The following is a 20,352-nucleotide window of genomic DNA, read 5'->3' as shown; positions in this document are numbered from 1 at the left end:
GCGCCTACAGGTCGGCGTGCAGCTGCCAGACCTTCTCGGCGGCATCGCGCCAGCTGAAGGCGCGGGCCCGGTCCTGGCCGACGACGGCGAGGCGCTCGCGCGCGGCGGCGTCGGAGAGCAGGCCGCCGATGGCGTGGGCCAGGCGCTCGGGGTACCCGTCGGCGTCGTCCCGCGGCACCACGACGCCCGCGTCGGCCGCGACCTCGAGCAGCGCGGGCGCGTCCGAGTGCACGACGGGCGTGCCGAACGACAGCGCCTCGACCACGGGCAGGCCGAAGCCCTCCGAGAGGCTGGGGTGCACGAATACCGTGGCGCGGTCGAGGGCGACGGCGAGGTCGGCGTCCGAGAGGGATCCGAGGCTGCGGACCCGCGACGGGTCGACGCCCGCCTCGTCCGCCACCTGGGCGAGCTCGACGTCGCCCCAGGCGGCGGGCCCGACGATGAGGAGGGGGAGGTCGCCCGTCTCCGGTCGCGCCAGCGCCTGCACGAGCGCCTGCACGCCCTTCCGCGGCTCGAGGCTGCCGACCGTGAGCAGGTAGTCGGCGGGGAGGTCGAGCTCGGCGGCGCGGGCCCCCGGGTCCTCGGGCAGCGCGATGCGCGGGCTGACGGCGCCGCCGATCACCCGCACGCGGTCGCCGAGGTCGACGTACCGCGCGAGCTCCTCGGCCAGCGCGTGCGACGGCACGACCACGGCGTCGGCGTGCTTGCGCGCCCGCTTGGCCATGGCCTTCGTCCAGGAGACGGAGGCGCTCGTCATGCTCTCGGGGTGCGTCCACGCGTTGACGTCGTGGATGGTGGCGACGATCTGGTCGTGCGTGTTGACCCGGTCGTGGCGTCGGAGGGGCGCCAGGAGGCCCGGAGCGTGCACCATGCCGGTCGTCCCGGGCGTGGGCAGGCCGAGCTGCCACGCGCGGGAGAGCTCACGGCGGGGGAGCGGCACGCGCGTGATGCGGGCGAGCCCCGGCAGCCGCGCCTCGAGGTCGGCCGTCTGCTCCGGCGTGATCGCGGAGACGACGCCCTCGACCTCGCAGCCGCTCGGCGTGGCGGCGACCACGGCGCTCGTCAGGTCCTCGGCGTAGCGGCCGATGCCGCCGGGCGTGGGTCCGGTCAACTGGTCGATGATCACGCGCAGCGTGGTGGTCACGGTCCTCCATCGCGCGGGTGTCGGGTCGGCCCGCGGGAGGACCATCGTACCGACGGCCGCCGCGGGCGCCCGGGAGGAGCGCCGGGGCGTCAGCCCTGGCGCATCCGCTCCACGGCCTCCTTGGAGGGGCCGTCGAAGGCGACCCTGCCCGACTGGATGAGGATGCCGCGCTCGCACAGGTCGGAGACCATGTCGAGGTCGTGGCTCACGACCACGAGGGTCTTGCCCTGGTCGTGCAGCTCGCGGATCTTCGCGAGGCACTTGCGCTGGAACGGCTCGTCGCCGACCGACAGGATCTCGTCCACCAGCAGGATGTCGACCTCGGTGTGGATGGCGACCGAGAACGCGAGCCGGAGGAACATCCCCGAGGAGTAGTGCTTGACCTCGGTGTCGATGAACTTCTCGATCTCGCTGAAGGCGACGATCTGGTCGAAGCGCGCATCGATCTCGTGCTGCTCCATGCCGAGGATCGCCGCGTTCAGGTAGATGTTCTCGCGCCCGGACAGGTCGGGGTGGAAGCCCGCGCCCACCTCGATGAGGCCCGCGATGCGCCCGCGCGCGAGCACCTCGCCGCTGTCCGGCTGGTAGACGCCCGAGATGAGCTTCAGGAGCGTGGACTTGCCGGAGCCGTTGAACCCGAGCAGCGCGACGGACTCGCCGGGACGCACGGAGAAGCTGACGTCCTCCAGCGCGTCGAAGGTGCTGGCGAGCGGCTTGCGGCGGACGGCGGCGATCACCGTCTCCTTGATGGAGTGCGTGTGGCGCAGCAGGAACGACTTCCGCACGTTCTCCACGATGATGCGCGGGAGCGCGTCCGACTCAGAGGTCCTGGGCAAAGCGCCCCTCCAGCTTCTTGAAGACGAGCTGCCCGAGCAGGAGGCTCAGGAGCGAGACGCCGAGGGCGATGAAGCCGTACATCCACAGGTTCTCGGGCAGGTCGCCCGTGCCGGCGGTGGTCGGGTACCAGAAGCCCGCGTGGAAGAGCTCGACCGCGGCCGTGACCGGGTTGAGCTGGTAGACCACGAGCAGCCAGTCCGGCAGCACGTCGCGGACCTGGGCGAAGGGGTAGAGCACCGGGGAGGCCCACACGACCACCATGACGATGAGCTCGACGAAGTTCTGGGAGTCGCGGAACGAGACGTTGGCGGCGCCGAACAGCATGCCGAGGCCGATGGCCAGGGTGCCGATGATGGCGACGCCCAGCAGGATCCCCAGGACCTGCACCGGCGTCGGCGCCCACCCCACGAAGAGGCAGACCACCAGCAGGATCACCAGCTGCGGCAGGAAGTTCACGAGCGCCACGAAGGTGCTCGACACCGGGAACAGCTCCCGCGGCAGGTAGATCTTCTTGATCAGCGCCCCGTTGTCGACGAGGGACTTCGTCGAGTTGGAGAACGCCTCCGTGTAGAAGTTGATGAGGATGATGCCCGAGAACAGGTAGATCGGGTAGTTGACCTGGTTCTGGTTGAGCCGCAGGAACACGCCCATCGCGATGAAGAACACCGCGAACTGCGCCGCCGGCTTCACGTACGACCACAGCCATCCGAGCACCGAGCCGCGGTACCTGACCTGCACCTCCTTGCGCACGAGCAGGGAGAGGAGGTAGCGGCGACGGTAGACGTCGAGGAGGCCCGCGCCCGTGCCGGGCCTCGAGAACTCCCGCGCCTCGGAACTCGTCATGCTCGACACGTCGGTGGTGCCCTTCGGACTGCGTGGGGTCCGCGCGGGGCGCGGAGCGGGGACGGGGACGGCGTCCGGGATCGGACCGGACACGAGTGTAGCCGTCAGGGTGCCCGGAGGACGCCGTGGGCGGCGGCGTCGGACAGCGCCTCCCGCCAGTCCCGCAGCGGGGCGAGCCCCACGCGCGCCCAGCCGTCGTGGCCGAGCACGGAGTACGCGGGGCGGGGCGCCGGCCGCACGAAGGACGCGCTGTCGGTCGGCCGCACGCGCTCGGGATCGAGTCCCGCCTCGGCGAAGACGGCCCGCGCCAGGTCGTACCAGGTGGCGACGCCCGACGACGTCCCGTGGAACACGCCCTCGGGTGCGCCAGCCTCGACGAGCTCGACGAGGCGCGCCGCGAGGTCGACCGTCCACGTCGGCTGCCCGCGCTGGTCGTCGACGACGGACACCGTCTCGTGCGTCCCCGCGAGCCGCAGCATGGTCGACGGGAAGCTCGGGCCCCCCGCGCCGTACAGCCAGGCGGTGCGCACGACGCTCGCGCCCGCCGGGTGGCCCGCGAGCACGAGCCGCTCGCCCTCGGCCTTGGTGCGGCCGTAGGCGGAGACGGGAGCGTGCGGGGCGTCCTCCGGGTACGGCGCGTCGGCGGAGCCGTCGAACACGTAGTCGGTGGACACGTGCACGATGCGGGCGCCCTCCCGGGCGGCGGCCCGCGCGAGGACGCCGGCGCCCGTCGCGTTGACGGCGCGGGCCTCCTCCTCGTGCTCCTCGGCCGCGTCGACCGCGGTGTACGCCGCGAGGTTCACGACCACGTCGTGCCCGGCGACGGCCGCGCGGACCGCGGCCTCGTCGGCGATGTCGAGCTCGGAGCGCGCGGGCGCGGTCACGTCGTGGCGGGCGAGGGCCGGGAGGAGGTCCTGCCCGAGCATCCCGCGGGCGCCGGTGACGAGGATCCGGCTCACGCGGGCAGCTCGGCGCGCTGCTTCAGCGGCTCCCACCACGAGCGGTTGTCCCGGTACCACTGCACGACGTCGGCGAGGCCCCGCTCGAACGGCACCTGGGGCGCGTAGCCGAGCTCGCGCTGGATCTTGGAGATGTCGACGGAGTAGCGGAGGTCGTGGCCCTTGCGGTCCTCGACGCGGTCGACGTACGACCAGTCGCGGCCGGTGGCGTCGAGGAGGAGCTGCGTGAGCTCGCGGTTGGTGAGCTCGGTCCCGCCGCCGATGTTGTAGATCTCGCCGGGCGCGCCCTGCACGAGCACGAGCGCGATGCCGCGGCAGTGGTCGTCCACGTGCAGCCAGTCGCGGATGTTCAGGCCCTCGCCGTAGAGCGGCACGTGCCGGTCGTCGATGAGGTTCGTGACGAACAGCGGGATGACCTTCTCGGGGAAGTGGTACGGCCCGTAGTTGTTGGAGCAGCGCGTGATCGACACGTTCAGCCCGTGGGTGCGGTGGTACGAGCGGGCGAGCAGGTCGCTGCCGGCCTTGGAGGCGGAGTAGGGGGAGTTCGGCTCGAGCGGCCGCTCCTCGTCCCACGAGCCCTCGGCGATGGACCCGTAGACCTCGTCGGTGGAGACGTGCACGAAGCGCTCCAGGTCGTGGCGGAGGGCGGCGTCGAGGAGCTTCTGCGTGCCGAGCACGTTCGTCTCGACGAAGATGCTGGCGTCGCGCACGGAGCGGTCGACGTGGCTCTCGGCGGCGAAGTGCACGACCGCGTCGACCTTCGGGATCCACTCGTCGAGCACGGCGTCGTCGCGGATGTCGCCGTGCACGAACGTGTACCGGGGCGAGTCGCTGACGGGGGCCAGGTTCTCGAGGTTGCCGGAGTAGGTGAGCGCGTCGAGCACGATCACGTCGGCGCCTTCCAGCCCGGCGTAGTGGTCCTGGAGCGCGTGGCGCACGAAGTTGGAGCCGATGAAGCCGGCGCCGCCGGTCACGAGGATCCTCATGGGGGATACGTCCTTCGATAGAGACGCCGGGCGGGTGGGCCGGCGTCATGGACCGGCGTTCGGGCGCCGGGCGCTCGATCCTATCGAGCGGGGCATGCGCGGCCGAGGGGACCGCTCCCCCCACATCAGGGGTGCGGCGCCCCGCGGGCGCGGCCGGGACGGGCGGGGCATCATGGACGCGTGCCCCGGATCACCCCCGTCGCCCGCCTGCGGGAGCTCCTCGGCGACCGCCGTGTGCGGTTCCTCCTCGTCGGCGGATTCAACACGGGCTTCGCCTTCGTGCTGTTCGCGGCGCTGGAGGCGACCGTCGGCCGTGCCCTCGACCGGGCCGGGAACCCCGTCGCGGGATCCCTGGTCCCCCTCCTCGGCAGCTACGCGGTCGCCATCGCGGTCGCCTTCGCGCTGTACCGCCGGCTCGTCTACCGGGTCCGCGGCCACCTGCTGCGGGACCTCGGGCGGTTCATCTCCGTCTACCTCGTCTCCATCGCCCTGAACGCCGTGCTCCTGCCGGTGCTCGTGGCGCTCGGGGTCCCGCGGCTCGGGGCGCAGGCGATGCTCGTCGTGCTCATCACGGTCGTGAGCTACGTCGGGCACGGGCGGTTCTCGTTCCGGCGCCCGTCCCCCGGAGAGGGGGAGCCCCCGGACGGTCCGTCGGGCGCCGGCGCCGCGGGGCCGGCCTGACGCGTTGCTAGGGTCGGCTCCGTGCAGATCCGCGAACTCGCCGTACCCGACGCGTACGAGCTCACCCCCGTCCAGCGCACCGACGACCGGGGCGTGTTCCTCGAGTGGTACCGGTTCGACGAGATCCAGGAGGCGGTCGGCCACCCGCTCGACCTCCGTCAGGCGAACATGAGCGTGTCGAGGCGGGGCGTCGTCCGCGGCGTGCACTTCGCCGACGTGCCCCGCGGCCAGGCCAAGCACGTGAAGGCCGTCTCCGGCGCCGTGCTCGACTTCATCGTCGACATCCGCGTCGGCTCGCCGACGTTCGGACAGTGGGACAGCGTGCGCCTCGACACCGAGACCCACCGGGCCGTGTACATCTCCGAGGGCCTCGGCCACTGCTTCGTCGCGCTGACCGACGACGCCGCCGTCACGTACCTCGTGAGCGACGTCTACAACCCGGCCGCCGAGCACGGCATCACGCCGCTCGACCCCGACATCGACCTCCGCTTCCCCGAGGAGGCGGGCGAGGCGCTGCTCTCCCCGAAGGACCTCGCGGCGCCCACACTCGCCGAGGCGGCAGCCGCCGGTCTCCTCCCCACCTGGTCGGACATGCGCGCCTTCCACGACTCCCAGAAGGTGAGCTGATCCCGTGAAGGGCATCATCCTGGCCGGCGGTTCCGGCACGCGGCTGTGGCCGATCACGAAGGGCATCAGCAAGCAGCTGATGCCGATCTACGACAAGCCGATGGTCTACTACCCCCTGTCGACGCTGATGATGGCCGACATCCGCGAGGTGCTCATCATCACGACGCCCGAGTACAACGACCAGTTCCGGGCGCTGCTCGGCGACGGATCGCACCTCGGCATGCGCATCGAGTACGCCGTGCAGCCCTCGCCCGACGGCCTCGCGCAGGCGTTCGTCATCGGCGAGGAGTTCATCGGCGACGACTCCGTGGCGCTCGTCCTCGGCGACAACATCTTCCACGGCGCGGGCCTCGGCACGAGCCTCCGGAAGAACACCGGGATCGACGGCGCGCTGATCTTCGCGTACCACGTCGCCGATCCGACGGCCTACGGCGTCGTGGAGTTCGACGACGACTTCACGGCCGTCTCCATCGAGGAGAAGCCGGCCCAGCCGAAGAGCGCCTACGCGGTGCCCGGCCTCTACTTCTTCGACAACGACGTGGTCGAGATCGCCAAGTCCATCGAGCCCAGCGAGCGCGGCGAGCTCGAGATCACCGCGGTCAACGACCACTACCTCCAGGCGGGCCGCCTGCGCGTGCAGGTCCTCGACCGCGGCACCGCGTGGCTCGACACCGGCACGTTCGAGAGCATGATGCAGGCCTCCGAGTACGTGAAGGTCATCGAGGACCGCCAGGGCTTCAAGATCGGCTGCATCGAGGAGATCGCGTACCGCGCCGGGTGGATCGACCTCGACCAGCTCCGCGAGCTCGCGGCCCCGCTCATCAAGAGCGGCTACGGGAGCTACCTCGCGGCCCTCGCCGAGGCGGCCGCCCAGCCCGGGCGCTGACCGGCCGTCCGGCCGCTCCCCGCTACCATCGGGGGAGCCCGGCGCGCCTCCCGGTCGACCCCGTCGCCCGGCGCACGCCGACGTCCGCCCGACCGAGGGGTGCGCGGACGATGACCGAGGAGAGGACCGGATGCCGTCCGACGTGGAGCGCAGCGCGCGCATCGTCGCCGTGGTCGTGGCCTTCGACCGCCGCGAGCTCGTCCAGGAGACCCTGGCGGCGCTCGCCGAGCAGACCGTGGCGCCGGCCGCGATCGTGGTGGTCGACAACGCCTCCTCCGACGGCACGGCCGACGTGATCCGGGAGCGCTTCCCGCAGGTCGACCTCGTGGTGCTGCCGCGGAACACGGGCGGGGCCGGCGGCTTCACCGTGGCGATCGCGCGGGCGCTGGCCGTCCACGACGCCGACGCCGTCTGGCTGATGGACGACGACACCGTCCCGGACCCAGGGGCCCTGGCGGCCCTGCTGGCCACCCGACGTCGCGCGCCCGCCGGCACCGTCGTGCTGGCCTCCGCCGTCCGCTGGGTCGACGGCCGTCCGCACCCGATGAACACCCCGCGCGTCCGGCCGGGCGCCTCGCGGTCGTCGCGCGAGCGCGCGGCCGCGCACGGCGCGTACCCGGTCCGGAGTGCCTCGTTCGTCTCGCTGCTCGTCGAGGCCGCCGCGGTCCGGCGCCACGGACTCCCGGTCGCGGACTACTTCCTGTGGAACGACGACTTCGAGTACAGCACCCGGCTGCTGCGCCGCGGACGCGGCTTCGTGTCCTCCGCGAGCACCGTCGAGCACCGGACGCGCACCTTCGGCGCCGCGGACGTCGATCCCGGGGCCCGCTTCTTCTACGAGGTCCGGAACAAGGCGTGGCTCATGCGCCTGTCGCCGTCGCTGACGGCGGCGGAGCGCGTGCTGTACACGGGCGCGGCGCTGCGCTCGTGGACCCGCACGATCCTCCGCTCGGGAGACCGGCGCGTGCTCCTGTCGGGCCTCCTGCGCGGGCTCCGGACGGGCCTGCTCACGCGCCCGCGTCCGAACGTCATCGTGCTCGCGGGGCTCGGCGCCGCGAGCGAGGACGTCGCCTGGGTCGAGGCGGACGCGGGGGCGCGCGCGTGACGGAGCCCTTCACCCTCCTCCTCCCCGTCTACTCGGGCGACAAGCCCGACTACTTCGTGCGGGCGTTCCGCAGCTCCGTGGAGCAGCAGACGCTGCGCCCCGACCAGGTCGTCGTCGTGCAGGACGGACCCGTCTCCGCCGCCCTCTCCCGCGCGGTCGACGAGGTCGTCGCCGCGTCGCCGGTGCCGGCCTCCGTCGTCCGGCTGGCCCGGAACGCCGGGCTCGCCCACGCGCTCGAGCGCGGCCTCGACGCGTGCGACCACGACGTCGTCGCGCGGATGGACGCCGACGACATCTCCCTGCCCGAGCGCTTCGCGCGGCAGCTCGAGCTGATGGGCACGGGTCTCGACCTCGTGGGGACGGGCATGTACGAGTTCGCGGACGAGGTCGGGACCATCGTCGGCACCCGCACCCCGCCGACCGGCGCCGCGCGCATCGGCGGGTACGCCCGCTTCCACGACCCGTTCAACCACCCGACCGTCGTCTACCGCCGCTCGGCCGTGCGCGCCGCGGGCGGCTACATCGACATCGGCCTGATGGAGGACTACTACCTCTTCGCGCGCATGGTGCAGCAGGGCGCCCGGGTGGAGAACATCCCGGAGCCCCTCGTCATGTACCGCGTGAGCGACGGCGCCTACGCGCGTCGCGGCGGGCTCTCCCAGCTGCGGGCCGAGCTGCGGCTCCAGCGCGAGTTCCGCCGCCGCCGCTTCACCACGCCGTTCCAGGCCCTCCGCAACGTCGCGATCCGCGGCGGCTACCGGCTCGTGCCCGAGCGGCTGCGCCGGTGGGCGTACGGCCGGGTCTTCGCCGGGGGGTCCGGCGCGGGTCGCGTCGGCCCCTGAGCCGGGAGGGTACCCTGGGGTCGTCGCGCCGCGACGACCCCCCAGACATGAAAGGGACCCGTTCTCCATGGCCCATGACCTCGTAGTAGTCGGATCCGGATTCTTCGGCCTCACGATCGCGGAGCGGGTGGCCGAGGAGCTCGGCCTCCGGGTGCTGGTCATCGACCGCCGCGACCACATCGGCGGCAACGCCTACAGCGAGGCCGACCCGGAGACGGGCATCGAGGTCCACCGCTACGGGGCCCACCTGTTCCACACGTCCAACGAGCGCGTGTGGGAGTACGTCAACAGGTTCACGGAGTTCACGCCCTACGTCCACAAGGTCTACACGAACCACCGCGGCGAGGTGTTCCCGCTGCCGATCAACCTCGGCACGATCAACCAGTTCTTCCGCGCGGCGCACGGACCGGAGGGGGCGCGGCGCCTCATCCAGGAGCAGGCGTCGGAGCTCGAGTCGGGCGACGCCCGCAACCTCGAGGAGAAGGGCATCAGCCTCATCGGGCGTCCGCTCTACGAGGCGTTCATCCGCGACTACACGGCCAAGCAGTGGCAGACCGACCCGACGGAGCTCCCGGCCGAGGTCATCTCCCGCCTCCCCGTGCGGTACGACTACGACAACCGCTACTTCAACGACGCACACGAGGGCCTGCCCGTCGGCGGCTACACCGCGTGGATCGAGCGCATGGCCGACCACCCGAACATCGAGGTGCGCCTCTCCACCGACTTCTTCGACGAGTCGCAGGAGATCACGAAGTCCTCCACCGTCGGGCGCGTCCCCGTCGTCTACACGGGCGCGATCGACCGCTACTTCGACTACTCGGAGGGCGCGCTGTCCTGGCGGACGCTCGACTTCGAGCGGGAGGTCCTGCCGATCAAGGACCACCAGGGGACCCCCGTCATGAACTACGCCGACGCGGACGTGCCCTACACGCGGATCCACGAGTTCCGCCACTTCCACCCGGAGCGCGACTACCCCGAGGACAAGACGGTCATCATGCGCGAGTACTCGCGCTTCGCCGAGCGCGAGGACGAGCCGTACTACCCCGTCAACACGCCGGACGACCGCCAGGGCCTCCTCCGCTACCGGGAGCTCGCCGCGGCGGAGGACGGCGTCTACTTCGGCGGCCGCCTCGGCACCTACCAGTACCTCGACATGCACATGGCCATCGGCTCGGCGCTCACGATGTACGAGAACGTCCTCAAGCCGGTCCTCGCGCCGGTCGCGACGGAAGGATCCTGATCATGGCGGACGCCCTCATCGAGGCCACGGGCCGGGACGAGGCGCTGCTGCTGCAGCGCGTCATCTTCCCCACGGACCACGACCCGGACACCGTGCCGCTCTACGTCGACGCCGACTACTGGACGAGCATCCCGGTCGTCGACCGCCGGAAGCACGGCACGAACATGCAGGTCATCGACGCCGACCACGACCGCGCGGTGGTGCGCCTGTCCGACATCGGGATCCTCAGCGCGATGGACGGCGAGGGCGGCTTCCGCGTGCCCCACCGCCGCAAGGTCTCGTTCGGCACCTACTTCAACGCGTTCCCCGCCGCCTACTGGCGCGCGCACACGTCGCTCGCGTCGGTCGTGCTCGAGGTCATGACCGAGGGCCAGGGGCAGGTCATCGTCTACCGCTCCAACGCGCGCGGCGTGATCCAGAAGGTCGAGGGCCGGGTCCTCGACGGCGCCACCACGAGCACCTTCGAGCTGCCCTTCACCAACTTCGCCGACGGCGGCTGGTACTGGTTCGACCTCGTGGGCGAGGAGGCCGACCTCTCGCTCGTGCAGGCGGCCTGGTTCGCCCCCGCGGGCACCGTCACCCGCACGGGCTCGACCGGATCCGTGAGCCTCGCGGTCACGACGCTGAACCGCGCCGAGTACTGCGTGAAGCTCCTCACCGACATCGGCGCCAACGCGGAGGTGACCCGGCTCATCGACAACGTCTTCGTCACGGACCAGGGCACGCAGAAGATCGTCGACCAGCCCGAGTTCCCGCGCGCCGAGGAGCTGCTCGGCGGCCGCCTCCGCGTCATCGACCAGGCGAACCTCGGCGGCTCCGGCGGCTTCTCGCGCGGCATGTACGAGACGCTGCAGGCCGGCGAGTCCGACTACGTGCTCGTCCTCGACGACGACATCACGATCGAGCCGGAGAGCATCCGCCGTGCGCTGAAGTTCGCCGACTACGCGGTCAAGCCGACCATCGTCGGCGGCCACATGTTCGACATGTACGACAAGGGCAAGCTCCACGCGTACGCCGAGGGCTTCGACATGTGGAACTTCATGTGGGGTCCGGTCACGCCCACCCGCCACGACTTCCCCTCGTCGAACCTCCGCCAGACCCGGTGGATGCACCGCCGTGTGGACGCCGCCTACAACGGCTGGTGGATGTGCCTCATCCCCGTCGAGACCATCCGCGAGATCGGGCTGTCGCTGCCCGTGTTCATCAAGTGGGACGACGCCGAGTACGCGCTGCGCGCCCGCGAGCACGGCGTGCCGACCGTCACGCTCCCGGGCGCCGCGGTGTGGCACGTCTCCTGGGTCGACAAGGACGACTCGCAGGACTGGCAGGCGTTCTTCCACGCCCGCAACCGGCTCATCGTGGCGCTCCTGCACTCGCCGTTCCCGCGGGGCGGGCGGCTCCTCACCGCGAACCTCGCCACCGACGTGCGGCACCTCATCTCGATGCAGTACTTCGCCCTGGCGGCACGGCATGAGGCGTACCGCAACATCCTCCGCGGACCCCGCGGGCTGCACCAGGACATGGTCACGCGGCTCGCCCGCACGCGGGAGCTCGCCACGCGCTTCACCGACGGCGTCGCCATCAAGGACCGCGACGAGCTGCCCGCCGTCGAGGGCACGCTCGCGTCCCGCCGCCGACCCCGCCAGTACCGCGCGCCGAACGCCCTGACGCGCCCGGTGTGGCTGGCGCGCGTCGTGCTCCGTCACGCGTTCACCCCCGTGAAGCCGGCGGCGCAGAGCGCTCCCGAGGCGCACCTCGCCTTCGCGGACGCGCGCTGGTGGGTGGTGCCGAACTACGACAGCGTCCTCGTCTCGAACGCCGAGGGATCCGCGGCCCTCCTGCACCGCCGCGACCCGGCGACCTTCCGCCGCATGCTCGTCACGAGCATCGTGCTGCGCGCCCGCATCCTGGCGCGCTGGCCGCAGCTGCGGGCCGCGTACCGGGCCGCCCTGCCCCGCATCACGAGCGAGCGGGAGTGGGCGCGGAGCTTCGGCGTCACGCCGCCGCGCGACGGGCGCTGACCCTCCGGCGCGGCCCCGGCGTCCACGCCGGGCCGCACGGCGGGGTCGCCGCCCGGCGTCGTCCCGCCCGTCCCGGCGGACCGGTCGCGCCGACCAGCGGTTAGCATGTCCCAGCGGGGCGCGCTTCGGGCCCCCGGGAGCGGGGGCGTCAAGTGCGACGGATGAGGGGATCCGCGCGTCGGATGGTGGCGGTCATCGCCGCGATCGCGACAGCGTGCGGGATCATGATGGCGGGGGCCGTCGGCGGGCCGGAGGCGGCGCAGGCCGCGGACATGTCCGGATTCCGCCCCGGCGCGATCATCTCGGATGCCGTGTTCTTCGACGAGGGCACGATGAGCGCGCCGCAGGTGCAGGCCTTCCTCGCCCAGCGCGTAGCCGCGTGCCGCTCCGGCTACACCTGCTTGAAGGACTACCGGCAGGACACGTTCTCCCGCGGCGCCGACCCCATGTGCGGCCCGTACCAGGGGGCCCGCAACGAGAGCGCCGCCGACATCATCGCGAAGGTGGGCCGAGCCTGCGGCATCAACCCGCAGGTGCTCATCGTGCTCCTCCAGAAGGAGCAGGGGCTCGTCCTGTCCACGGCGCCGTCGGCTCGCGCCTACCGGTCCGCGACCGGCTACGGATGCCCCGACACCGCCGCCTGCGACGCGCAGTTCTACGGCTTCTACAACCAGGTCTACAAGGCGGCGTGGGCGTTCCAGCGCTACTCCAACCCGGCCGGCACCGGCCCCGGCACGTCCTGGGGCACCCGCTACACGCGCTACGCCAAGGGCACGACGGTGCAGGTGCTGTACCACCCGGACGCGTCGTGCGGCAGCAGCGCCGTCTACATCTCGAACCAGGCGACCGCCAGCCTGTACTACTACACGCCGTACCAGCCCGACCGGCAGGCGCTCGCCTCCGGCTACGGCACGGGCGGCCGCTGCTCCTCGTACGGCAACCGCAACTTCTACGCGTACTTCACCGACTGGTTCGGCTCGAGCTCCTTCGACGTGCGGGGCTGGATCGGCGACAAGTACCGCTCGGTCGGCGGCGCCTCCGGCATCCTCGGCGCGCCCGTCGGTCCCGAGCGGGCCGTGCCCGGCGGCGCCGCGCAGGACTTCCGGAACGGCTCCATCGTGTCGTCCGCCGCGGGCGCCTTCGTGGTCCGCGGCTGGATCCGCGACGCCTGGATCCGCGGAGGCTCCTCCAGCGGGGCGCTCGGCGCTCCGCTCGGGGACGAGCAGGCCCTCCCCGGGGGAGCGGTGCAGCGCTTCGGCGGCGGGTCGGTGTACTCCTCCGCGGCCGGCGCCCACGCGGTGCGCGGATGGATCGGCGACCGCTTCACCGCCGCGGGCGGCGCGGGCGGGGTGCTGGGCTTCCCGACCACCGACGAGCTGTCCGTGCGCGGCGGCGCACGCCAGACCTTCAGCGGGGGCGACGTCGTCGCCTCGTCCGCCGGCGCGTTCGTGGTCCGCGGCTGGATCGGCGACCGCTACCGGGCGCTCGGCCGCGACTCCGGGGTCCTCGGCTTCCCGCGCGCGGACGAGAGGACCGTTCCGGGCGGCGCCTCGCAGGACTTCACGGGCGGCCTCGTGTCGGCGACCTCCAGCGGCACGAGCGTCGTCCGCGGCTGGATCGCCGACGCCTACCGCGCCCGCGGGGCCGCGGGAGGCGCGTTCGGCCTCTCCACGGCCGACGAGCGGGCCACCGCGCAGGGCGCGCAGCAGCAGTTCCAGGGCGGCCGCTTCTACTCGTCCGCCCGCGGCGCCTTCGGGGTGCGGGGCTGGATCGGCGACCGGTACGTCCAGGCGCGCGAGCAGTCCGGCGTCCTGGGCTCGCCGACGGGCATCGAGACCGCCGTGCCGAACGGCGCCGCGCAGGCCTTCACGGGTGGCGGCATCTACTCGTCCGCACGCGGCGCCTTCATCGTGCGCGGCTGGATCGGCGACCGGTACGTGGCGCTCGGCGCCGCGACCAGCCGACTGGGCCTGCCGCTCGGGGAGGAGCGCGCATCCGGGGGCGAAGTGATCCAGGAGTTCACGGGAGGCCGGATCGTGGTGGGCGCGCAGGGCGTGCAGGTCGTCTCGGCTAGTCCCGCCCCATGACGAGGACCGTGCACCCCGGGGTGCACGGTCCTCGTCGTCTGCCCCCCGTCCCGGCGTCCGCCCCGATCCGGCGGCAGGCGACGTCGGCGTCCCCGCCTCGGCGGCGACCGGTGCGGCACCGCGCGGAGGGCGACCCTGCGGACGGATGACGCGTCGGCGGTGCCGGCGCGTCAGCCGAGGGTGCCGCGGAGGACGGAGCGGCGCTCCGGCCCGACGGCGCCGGCTGGCGGCATGCCGCCCGGGCCGACGACGACTGCCGTCGCCGGGGTCACTCGGAGGCGCCCTGGTCCCGGTCGAACTCGACGATCTGCGACACCGGGTCGAACGGCGTCCGCCAGCCCCAGGTCGACACGCGCTCGACCGTGAGGTCGTACGCGTCCGCCGCGTAGGGGTAGTCGAACAGCTGGACGCGACCCCACGAGCTGCCGGCCCCCTCCATGTCGGACGCCAGGGTCACGACCGTGGAGGAGCGCTCGACGCCGGCGAGGGACCCGCCCCGACGCTGCACCCAGATGTTGTCGGGGCCGCTCTCGCCGAACGTGGTCGCGAGGACGGGGCGCTCGATGATGCCGTGCGCGATCGACACGGGCCGCTGGCAGGGGAACCAGAACGACGAGGTCCAGGTGACGGCGGTCGGCGCGTCGGGGGCCGCGAGGTCGTTGAAGGGGACCGGGTCGACGAGCACGGGCGCGGTGAACCCGAACCAGCCGTCCGTGCCGGTGGTGCCGTCCTGCGCATCGAGGCGGATGGTGTCGCCCGGCGTCAGCCGCGACGGGTCGATCGCGATGGTGCGCCACCCGGGTCGGTCCACGGTGTCCTCGACGGCGACGCCGCCCAGGTCGACGACGCGGTCCTCGGAGTCCCGGATCTGCAGGCGCAGGCGGTCGGCGTCCCCCGTGGCGAGCTCGCCCCCGACGAGCACGGCGATGCGCTGCTGGGCGGTGGTCTCGGGGACGCGGTACCAGGGGGTCGTCATGCGGCCCACGGTGTCGCCGCCCTCGGCGTAGCTGCCCCACAGGGCGACGCCGTCGGCGACCGCAGGCGGCGGGTCCGAGCTCGGCCAGCCGCCGCCCAGCGCGAACGAGCCCGGCTCGGCGGCCTCCGCCTCGTCGCCCTCGTCGACGGCGAGGGCGCTGCCCGCGCTCGCGTCCCACGTGGTGATGGCCGCACCCGTGAGGCACTGCGAGCCGTCGGGATCCTCGAGGTTGGCGGCGCCCACCGAGTAGCCGTCGAGCCCGCGAGCCGCGGCCAGGGAGAACGTGCCGACCAGGTAGCCGCCCGTGACGAGCGCGAAGACGGTCGCGAGGGCCGTGACCGCCCAGAGGCCGCGCGGCTCGGACCAGGCGCGGCCGGCGCGGCGCTGCACGAGGACCGCGACGCCGACGGCCGCGGCCGCCACGAGGATCCAGATGGGCAGGGCGCCGAAGCGGATCGGGCCGAACCCCGGGTCGCGGCCGTCGCCGAACATGCCCTGGCCCCAGGCGTACGCCCACGAGTTCGGACCGTGCAGGGAGAACACGATGACCGGGATGAGGCTCGCCACGGCGAGCGGCGTCAGCCACCACGGGGCGCGCCGGCCGTGGAGGAGGCCCGCGACGATGCCGGGCGCGAGGACGAGGAGCAGGGTGACGAACAGCGGACCCACGGAGGAGATGGCGCCGAAGTGGTGGGTCCACTTGCTGGGCGTGATCCACAGCAGCACGAACGAGAGCGCGAGGCCCCAGCCCGCGAGCTCGAGCGGGGCCGGGATCAGCCGCGCGGCGCGCGGCGACATGCGCGACGCGGCGTAGGTCGCGACCCACCACACGAGCAGGACGAGCGCCAGGAGCACGACGGACCGCTTCGCGTACGACCCCATGGGGATGTCGTTCATGAGCAGGGCGTAGCGCGACCACTCGTCGAGCCAGGTGAGGGGCGTCTCGACGGCGGCGAAGCGCTTGGGGCCCGTGAGGGCGTCCGACAGCGTCGCGTCCGCGAAGGCCGCGAAGAGCGCGACGGACCCGACGGAGAGCACGGCCATCGTGCGGGCGGCGGCCGCGAGGCGCGAGCCGCCTTCCGACGCGAGGCGCCAGAAGCCGGGGATCCCGAGCAGGAGCGGCGCGAAGGCGACGATGCCCGTGGGGTGCGCCGCGAAGGCCAGCCCGGCGACCAGGGCGGCGATGGCGGCAGGGAGCAGGGTCGAGCGGTCCCGCGAGCGCAGCACGAGGGCGAGGACGATCACGCCGCCGAGCGACCCGAGGATCTCCGGGCGGCTGCCGATCGTGTAGGAGAGCCACCAGATGAGGAAGGTCAGCGCGAGCAGGCCGCGGGCCCAGAGGCGCGCACGGCGCGAGAGGCGGACGACCGCGCGCTCGAGGAGGTGGCGGGACACGAACCAGGCCGCGATGCCCGCGAGGAGGGCGGGCGTCCGGAGCCAGACGGGCGAGCGCCCGCCGAGCTCCTGCCAGGCGCCGAGGAGCTGCCAGAACCACGTGAAGGGCGTGAAGGACTGGTTGAACATCTGGTAGTAGTTGCCGACGAACCCGGCGACGCCGTCGTTGAGCGACATCGCGGCGTAGTAGCCGTCGTCGTCGGTCATCGGGCCGATGAAGATCCAGAGCGCGAGCACCGCGACGACCACGGCGTCCACGGGGCGGAGGGCGCGGAGGACCCGGGACAGCGGGCGGCGGCGCTCGGGGGCCGCGGCGGACCCGCCGGGCTGGGAGGAGGCCGTCGCGGACGGGCGTCCGTCCCGGAGCACCGCGCCCCCGGAAGCCGGAGGGCCGGCGGCGTCGGCCCGGGCGTCCCGGCGGCGGCGCCGGAACCGGTCGTCCCGGGCGAGGAGCACGAGGGCGGCGGCGAGGCTCAGCCACATGAGCACCATGACGGCGATCTTGATCCCGCTGGTCGTGCTGTCGAAGTCGTCGACGACCTGCACGCCGACGGCGAGGTCGGACGGCGCGTCGAGGGACGTGACGCTGGAGACCAGGGCGTCGATCTGCGGCGGGAGCGTGCCGGGGAGGTCGACGACGCGCGTGCCGTCGGCATCGAGGGTCAGCCCGTGGACGTCCGAGTGCAGGGCGTAGGAGACGTCGTCGCCGGCCCGGAGGGGCAGGCGCTCGGAGACGCCGTCGACCTCGAGGGTGAGCGCGGTGCCGCTGGCGGTGAGGACGAGGCCGTCGACCGCCGCCTCGGGCTCGGCGGGATCGATGGTCGCGAGCAGGACGCCGTCGTCCGTCGCGGCGGCGGCCTCCACCGCCCGGGACGTGAAGGACGCGTCGAGGGAGTGCGGCGTCTGGTTGGTGAGCAGGAGAGAGGTGCTGCGGATGTCGGACGCGTCCTGGGGCCACGCCACGCGCACGTCGGCGGTGTCGACGGGGGCCAGCGCGAGCAGGCCGCCGGAGGCGATGGCCACCGCGCCGAGGAGGCCGGCGAGGAGCGCGGGCCGCGGCCGGCGGCTGGACCTCCCGGTGAGCTCGGGGGACTCGGGCGCGGGCGCGGGGGAGGAGGACGGCACAGTGACCCGAGGGTACAGGATCGGGTCCCCCCGATCCCGGACGGTAGCCTGATCCGATGACCGCCGTCCCCAGCGCCTCCCGTCGGGCCCTGCTGGTGATGGGCGCCACGGTCGTGACGGGCCTCGTCACGTACGTGTTCCTCGGCATCGTCTCCCGGGGCCTCGCCGCGCTCTCCCCGGACGCCGCGTCCGGCGACGCCGCGTTCGACATGTTCTCGGTGTTCTGGTCCGTCGCCCTCGTCGTGGGCTTCGGCCTCTTCCTGCCCGTCGAGCAGGAGCTCGCGCGCCTCGGCGCGCACGGTCGCGACGTGCCCGCCGCCGTCCGGTCGGCCCTCGGCCTGTCCGCCGTGGTCGCGCTCGCCGGCGTCGCCGTGGTGGCGGCCGCCGCGCCCCTGCTCCTCGCCGCGGGGATGCCGCCGGGGCTCGTGGTCGCCTACGCGCTCATCGCCCCGGTCAGCGCCCTGCAGTTCACGGCGCGCGGGGCCATGGTCGCCCGCGGCGACGTCCCCGCGTACTCCCGCGTCCTGCTCGCGGACTCCGGCCTGCGCGTCGTGCTGGCCCTGGCGGCGCTCCTCCTGCTGACCGCGCTCGACCTGCCGGACGCCGTCGCCTGGTTCGCCGCCGCGCTCCTCGCCGCCATCGCGCTCGCGCACGTGCCGGTCCTCCTCCGCCTCCGCGCCCGCACGGCGCGCCCCGCCGCGGTCGCGGGCACCGGCGCCGTGGACCCGGCGCTCGTCGCGGCGGAGGGGGCGGCCGTCGGGTCGGGCGGCGGGCCGACGCCCGGGAGCGGAGCCGCGACCGGGATCCGCCGCGCCTACCTCGCCCTCCTCGGCGCCGGGGTGTGCGCCCAGCTGCTGCTGAACGCCGGGCCCGTGGTCATCGCCGCCCTCGACCGCACCGTCGGCACGGCCGGCGCGTTCCAGGCGACCTTCAGCGTCGCGCGGGTCCCCCTGTTCATGCTCGTCCCGCTGCAGGGGCTCATCGTCCCGCCGCTCGTCGCGTATGTGCGGCGCGGGGAGACGGGCGCCCTCATCCGGCGCATGTCGCTCCTCGCCGCCCTGATCGCGGGCGTCGGCGTCGTGGCCGGCGTCGTCGCGGCGCTCGCCGGGCCGTGGGTCATCGAGCTCGTGTTCGGCGCCGGCCGCTCGCTGCCCGCGGTCGACGTCGGGATCCTCGTGCTGGGCGTCTTCGCGCACGTCGGCCTCGTCATCGGTACGCAGGCCCTCATCGCCACCGACCGCCACCGCGACTCCTCGCTCGCCTGGGTGATCGCCCTGGTCGCCGCGGCCGCGGCGACCGCCGCCCTCCAGGCGCCGCTCGGCTGGGCGACGGCGATCGCCGCCGGCTTCGGCGGGGGATCGCTCGTCGGCTGGATCACGGCCCTGCTCCGGCTGCGCGCCGTCGGCACCCGGCAGGCCCGCCTCGCGCGGGCGCACACGAACAAGGAGACCCCGTGACCGACGTCGTCATCGCCCTGACCTACTACGCGCCCTACGTGAGCGGCCTCACCAACGTCGCCCGCGACGTCGCCGAGGGGCTCGTCGCCCGGGGCCACCGCGTCACGGTCGTCACCACACGGCACGACGCCGCCCTCCCGCGGGAGGAGACCATCGCCGGCGTCCGCGTGGTGCGCACGCCCGTCCTGCTGCAGCTCGGCAAGGGCGTCATCAGCCCGTCCTTCATCCCCGCCGTCCTCCGCGAGGCACGGCACGCGGACGTGGTCAACATCCACGCGCCCATGGTCGAGGCCGGCCCCCTCGCGTGGCGCGCGGCGCGGATCACCCGCGTCGTCACCACCTACCACTGCGACGTCGACCTGCCGAGCGGCCTGGTGAACGCCGTCCAGCGCACCGTGATGGACCGCTCGAGCGTCCTCGCGGCCCGCAGCTCCACGCGCGTGGTCGTCACGAGCGACGACTACGCCGACCACTCCCGCATCGCGTCCGCCCTCGTGCGGGGCCGCGCCGTGATCGCCCCGGGCTGCCACGACCGCAGCGGAGGACGCCCCGCGTTCCGGGAGACGGACGGCCCGCACGTCGGCTTCCTCGGGCGCATCGTGGAGGAGAAGGGCATCGAGTACCTCGTCGAGGGCTTCTCCGCGCTCGACCGCCCCGACGCGCGCCTCATCATCGGCGGCGACTTCTCGAAGGTCGCGGGCGGCTCGGTCATCGACCGGGTGAAGGAGCGGATCGCGGGCGACGACCGCATCCGGCTGCTCGGCTTCGTGGCCGACGAGGACGTGCCCGACCTGTACGCGTCGGTGGACGCGTTCGCGCTCACCTCCGTCAACGCGTTCGAGGCGTTCGGCATCGTGCAGGTCGAGGGCATGATCGCGGGCGTCCCCGCGGTCGCGTCCGACCTGCCCGGGGTGCGCCAGCCCGTGCGCACGACCGGCTTCGGCGTCGTGGTGCCGCCCCGGGACTCGGCGGCGATCACCCGCGCGCTCGAGGACATCGCGTCCCGATCGGACGACGTCCCCGCGATGGCGGCGCGGGCGAAGGAGCTGTACGGGGTCGAGACGGCCACGCGTGCCTACGAGGAGCTGTTCGCCGCGCTCGCCCGCTGAGGCGAGGCGCCGGTGCGTCGGCGGCGGGGCGC

General features: G+C 73.4%; 16 protein-coding genes. 10 read left to right on the top strand and 6 right to left on the bottom strand.

What is annotated here, in order from left to right; genetic code table 11:
• Nucleotides 1–4: 4 nt before the first annotated feature.
• The 5 genes from AC07VC_RS06845 to rfbB all read right to left on the bottom strand — a co-directional run bounded on the left by AC07VC_RS06845 (nucleotide 5) and on the right by rfbB (nucleotide 4,769).
• Nucleotides 5–1,144 carry a glycosyltransferase family 4 protein gene (locus tag AC07VC_RS06845; RefSeq protein ID WP_494675397.1) on the bottom strand — a complete coding sequence of 380 codons (1,140 nt, stop codon included), beginning with the start codon at nucleotides 1,142–1,144 and terminating at the stop codon, nucleotides 5–7.
• Nucleotides 1,145–1,233: 89 nt separating this feature from the next.
• The gene (locus tag AC07VC_RS06840) at nucleotides 1,234–1,980 is read right to left on the bottom strand and encodes an ABC transporter ATP-binding protein (RefSeq protein WP_317229171.1); all 747 of its coding nucleotides are present in this window, start codon (nucleotides 1,978–1,980) and stop codon (nucleotides 1,234–1,236) included.
• Entirely contained in the window at nucleotides 1,964–2,833 is an 870-nt protein-coding gene (locus AC07VC_RS06835) for an ABC transporter permease (RefSeq protein WP_494675398.1), read from the bottom strand. The genes AC07VC_RS06840 and AC07VC_RS06835 overlap by 17 nt, the downstream gene beginning before the upstream one ends.
• 95 nt (nucleotides 2,834–2,928) lie before the next feature.
• Entirely contained in the window at nucleotides 2,929–3,783 is an 855-nt protein-coding gene (rfbD, locus tag AC07VC_RS06830; protein ID WP_494675399.1) for a dTDP-4-dehydrorhamnose reductase, read from the bottom strand.
• Nucleotides 3,780–4,769: a dTDP-glucose 4,6-dehydratase gene (gene rfbB, locus AC07VC_RS06825; RefSeq protein WP_494675400.1), complete on the bottom strand. Its 990-nt coding sequence runs from the start codon at nucleotides 4,767–4,769 to the stop codon at nucleotides 3,780–3,782. The genes rfbD and rfbB overlap by 4 nt, the downstream gene beginning before the upstream one ends.
• 180 nt (nucleotides 4,770–4,949) lie before the next feature.
• On the opposite strand from rfbB, the gene AC07VC_RS06820 reads away from it, so the two are divergent.
• The 8 genes from AC07VC_RS06820 to AC07VC_RS06785 all read left to right on the top strand — a co-directional run bounded on the left by AC07VC_RS06820 (nucleotide 4,950) and on the right by AC07VC_RS06785 (nucleotide 14,258).
• Nucleotides 4,950–5,450: a GtrA family protein gene (locus AC07VC_RS06820; RefSeq protein ID WP_494675401.1), complete on the top strand. Its 501-nt coding sequence runs from the start codon at nucleotides 4,950–4,952 to the stop codon at nucleotides 5,448–5,450.
• Nucleotides 5,451–5,471: 21 nt separating this feature from the next.
• A complete protein-coding gene (locus AC07VC_RS06815) occupies nucleotides 5,472–6,077 on the top strand; it encodes a dTDP-4-dehydrorhamnose 3,5-epimerase family protein (protein ID WP_494675402.1) in 606 nt (201 codons plus the stop codon).
• Between the two features lie 4 nt (nucleotides 6,078–6,081).
• Nucleotides 6,082–6,963 (top strand): glucose-1-phosphate thymidylyltransferase RfbA, encoded by an 882-nt coding sequence (gene rfbA, locus AC07VC_RS06810; RefSeq protein ID WP_494675403.1) that lies wholly within the window; start codon nucleotides 6,082–6,084, stop codon nucleotides 6,961–6,963.
• 130 nt (nucleotides 6,964–7,093) lie between these two features.
• Entirely contained in the window at nucleotides 7,094–8,068 is a 975-nt protein-coding gene (locus AC07VC_RS06805) for a glycosyltransferase (RefSeq protein ID WP_494675404.1), read from the top strand.
• The gene (locus AC07VC_RS06800) at nucleotides 8,065–8,910 is read left to right on the top strand and encodes a glycosyltransferase (RefSeq protein WP_494675405.1); all 846 of its coding nucleotides are present in this window, start codon (nucleotides 8,065–8,067) and stop codon (nucleotides 8,908–8,910) included. The genes AC07VC_RS06805 and AC07VC_RS06800 overlap by 4 nt, the downstream gene beginning before the upstream one ends.
• 67 nt (nucleotides 8,911–8,977) lie before the next feature.
• On the top strand, nucleotides 8,978–10,150 hold the full coding sequence (gene glf, locus AC07VC_RS06795) for a UDP-galactopyranose mutase (RefSeq protein WP_317229163.1): 1,173 nt from the start codon (nucleotides 8,978–8,980) through the stop codon (nucleotides 10,148–10,150).
• A gap of 2 nt (nucleotides 10,151–10,152) precedes the next feature.
• The gene (locus tag AC07VC_RS06790) at nucleotides 10,153–12,171 is read left to right on the top strand and encodes a glycosyltransferase (protein ID WP_317229162.1); all 2,019 of its coding nucleotides are present in this window, start codon (nucleotides 10,153–10,155) and stop codon (nucleotides 12,169–12,171) included.
• Between the two features lie 272 nt (nucleotides 12,172–12,443).
• Entirely contained in the window at nucleotides 12,444–14,258 is a 1,815-nt protein-coding gene (locus AC07VC_RS06785) for a hypothetical protein (protein WP_494675406.1), read from the top strand.
• A 268-nt stretch (nucleotides 14,259–14,526) separates the two neighbouring features.
• On the opposite strand, the gene AC07VC_RS06780 is transcribed toward AC07VC_RS06785, so the two are convergent.
• Nucleotides 14,527–17,754, bottom strand: coding sequence for an arabinosyltransferase domain-containing protein (locus AC07VC_RS06780; protein ID WP_494675407.1), 3,228 nt, complete (start codon nucleotides 17,752–17,754; stop codon nucleotides 14,527–14,529).
• 56 nt (nucleotides 17,755–17,810) lie between these two features.
• Here AC07VC_RS06780 and AC07VC_RS06775 point away from each other — a divergent pair, with 56 nt between their 5' ends.
• Both AC07VC_RS06775 and AC07VC_RS06770 read left to right on the top strand, forming a co-directional pair.
• Nucleotides 17,811–19,211, top strand: a complete 1,401-nt coding sequence (locus AC07VC_RS06775) for a hypothetical protein (protein WP_494675408.1) — start codon at nucleotides 17,811–17,813, stop codon at nucleotides 19,209–19,211.
• Entirely contained in the window at nucleotides 19,208–20,320 is a 1,113-nt protein-coding gene (locus tag AC07VC_RS06770; protein WP_494675409.1) for a glycosyltransferase family 4 protein, read from the top strand. The genes AC07VC_RS06775 and AC07VC_RS06770 overlap by 4 nt, the downstream gene beginning before the upstream one ends.
• Nucleotides 20,321–20,352: the final 32 nt, after the last annotated feature.

The organism is Clavibacter sp. GW821-FHT01D01, assembly GCF_059422605.1.
Note: the sequence above shows the minus strand (reverse complement) of the source record. Positions and strands in the feature narration are given on the sequence as shown.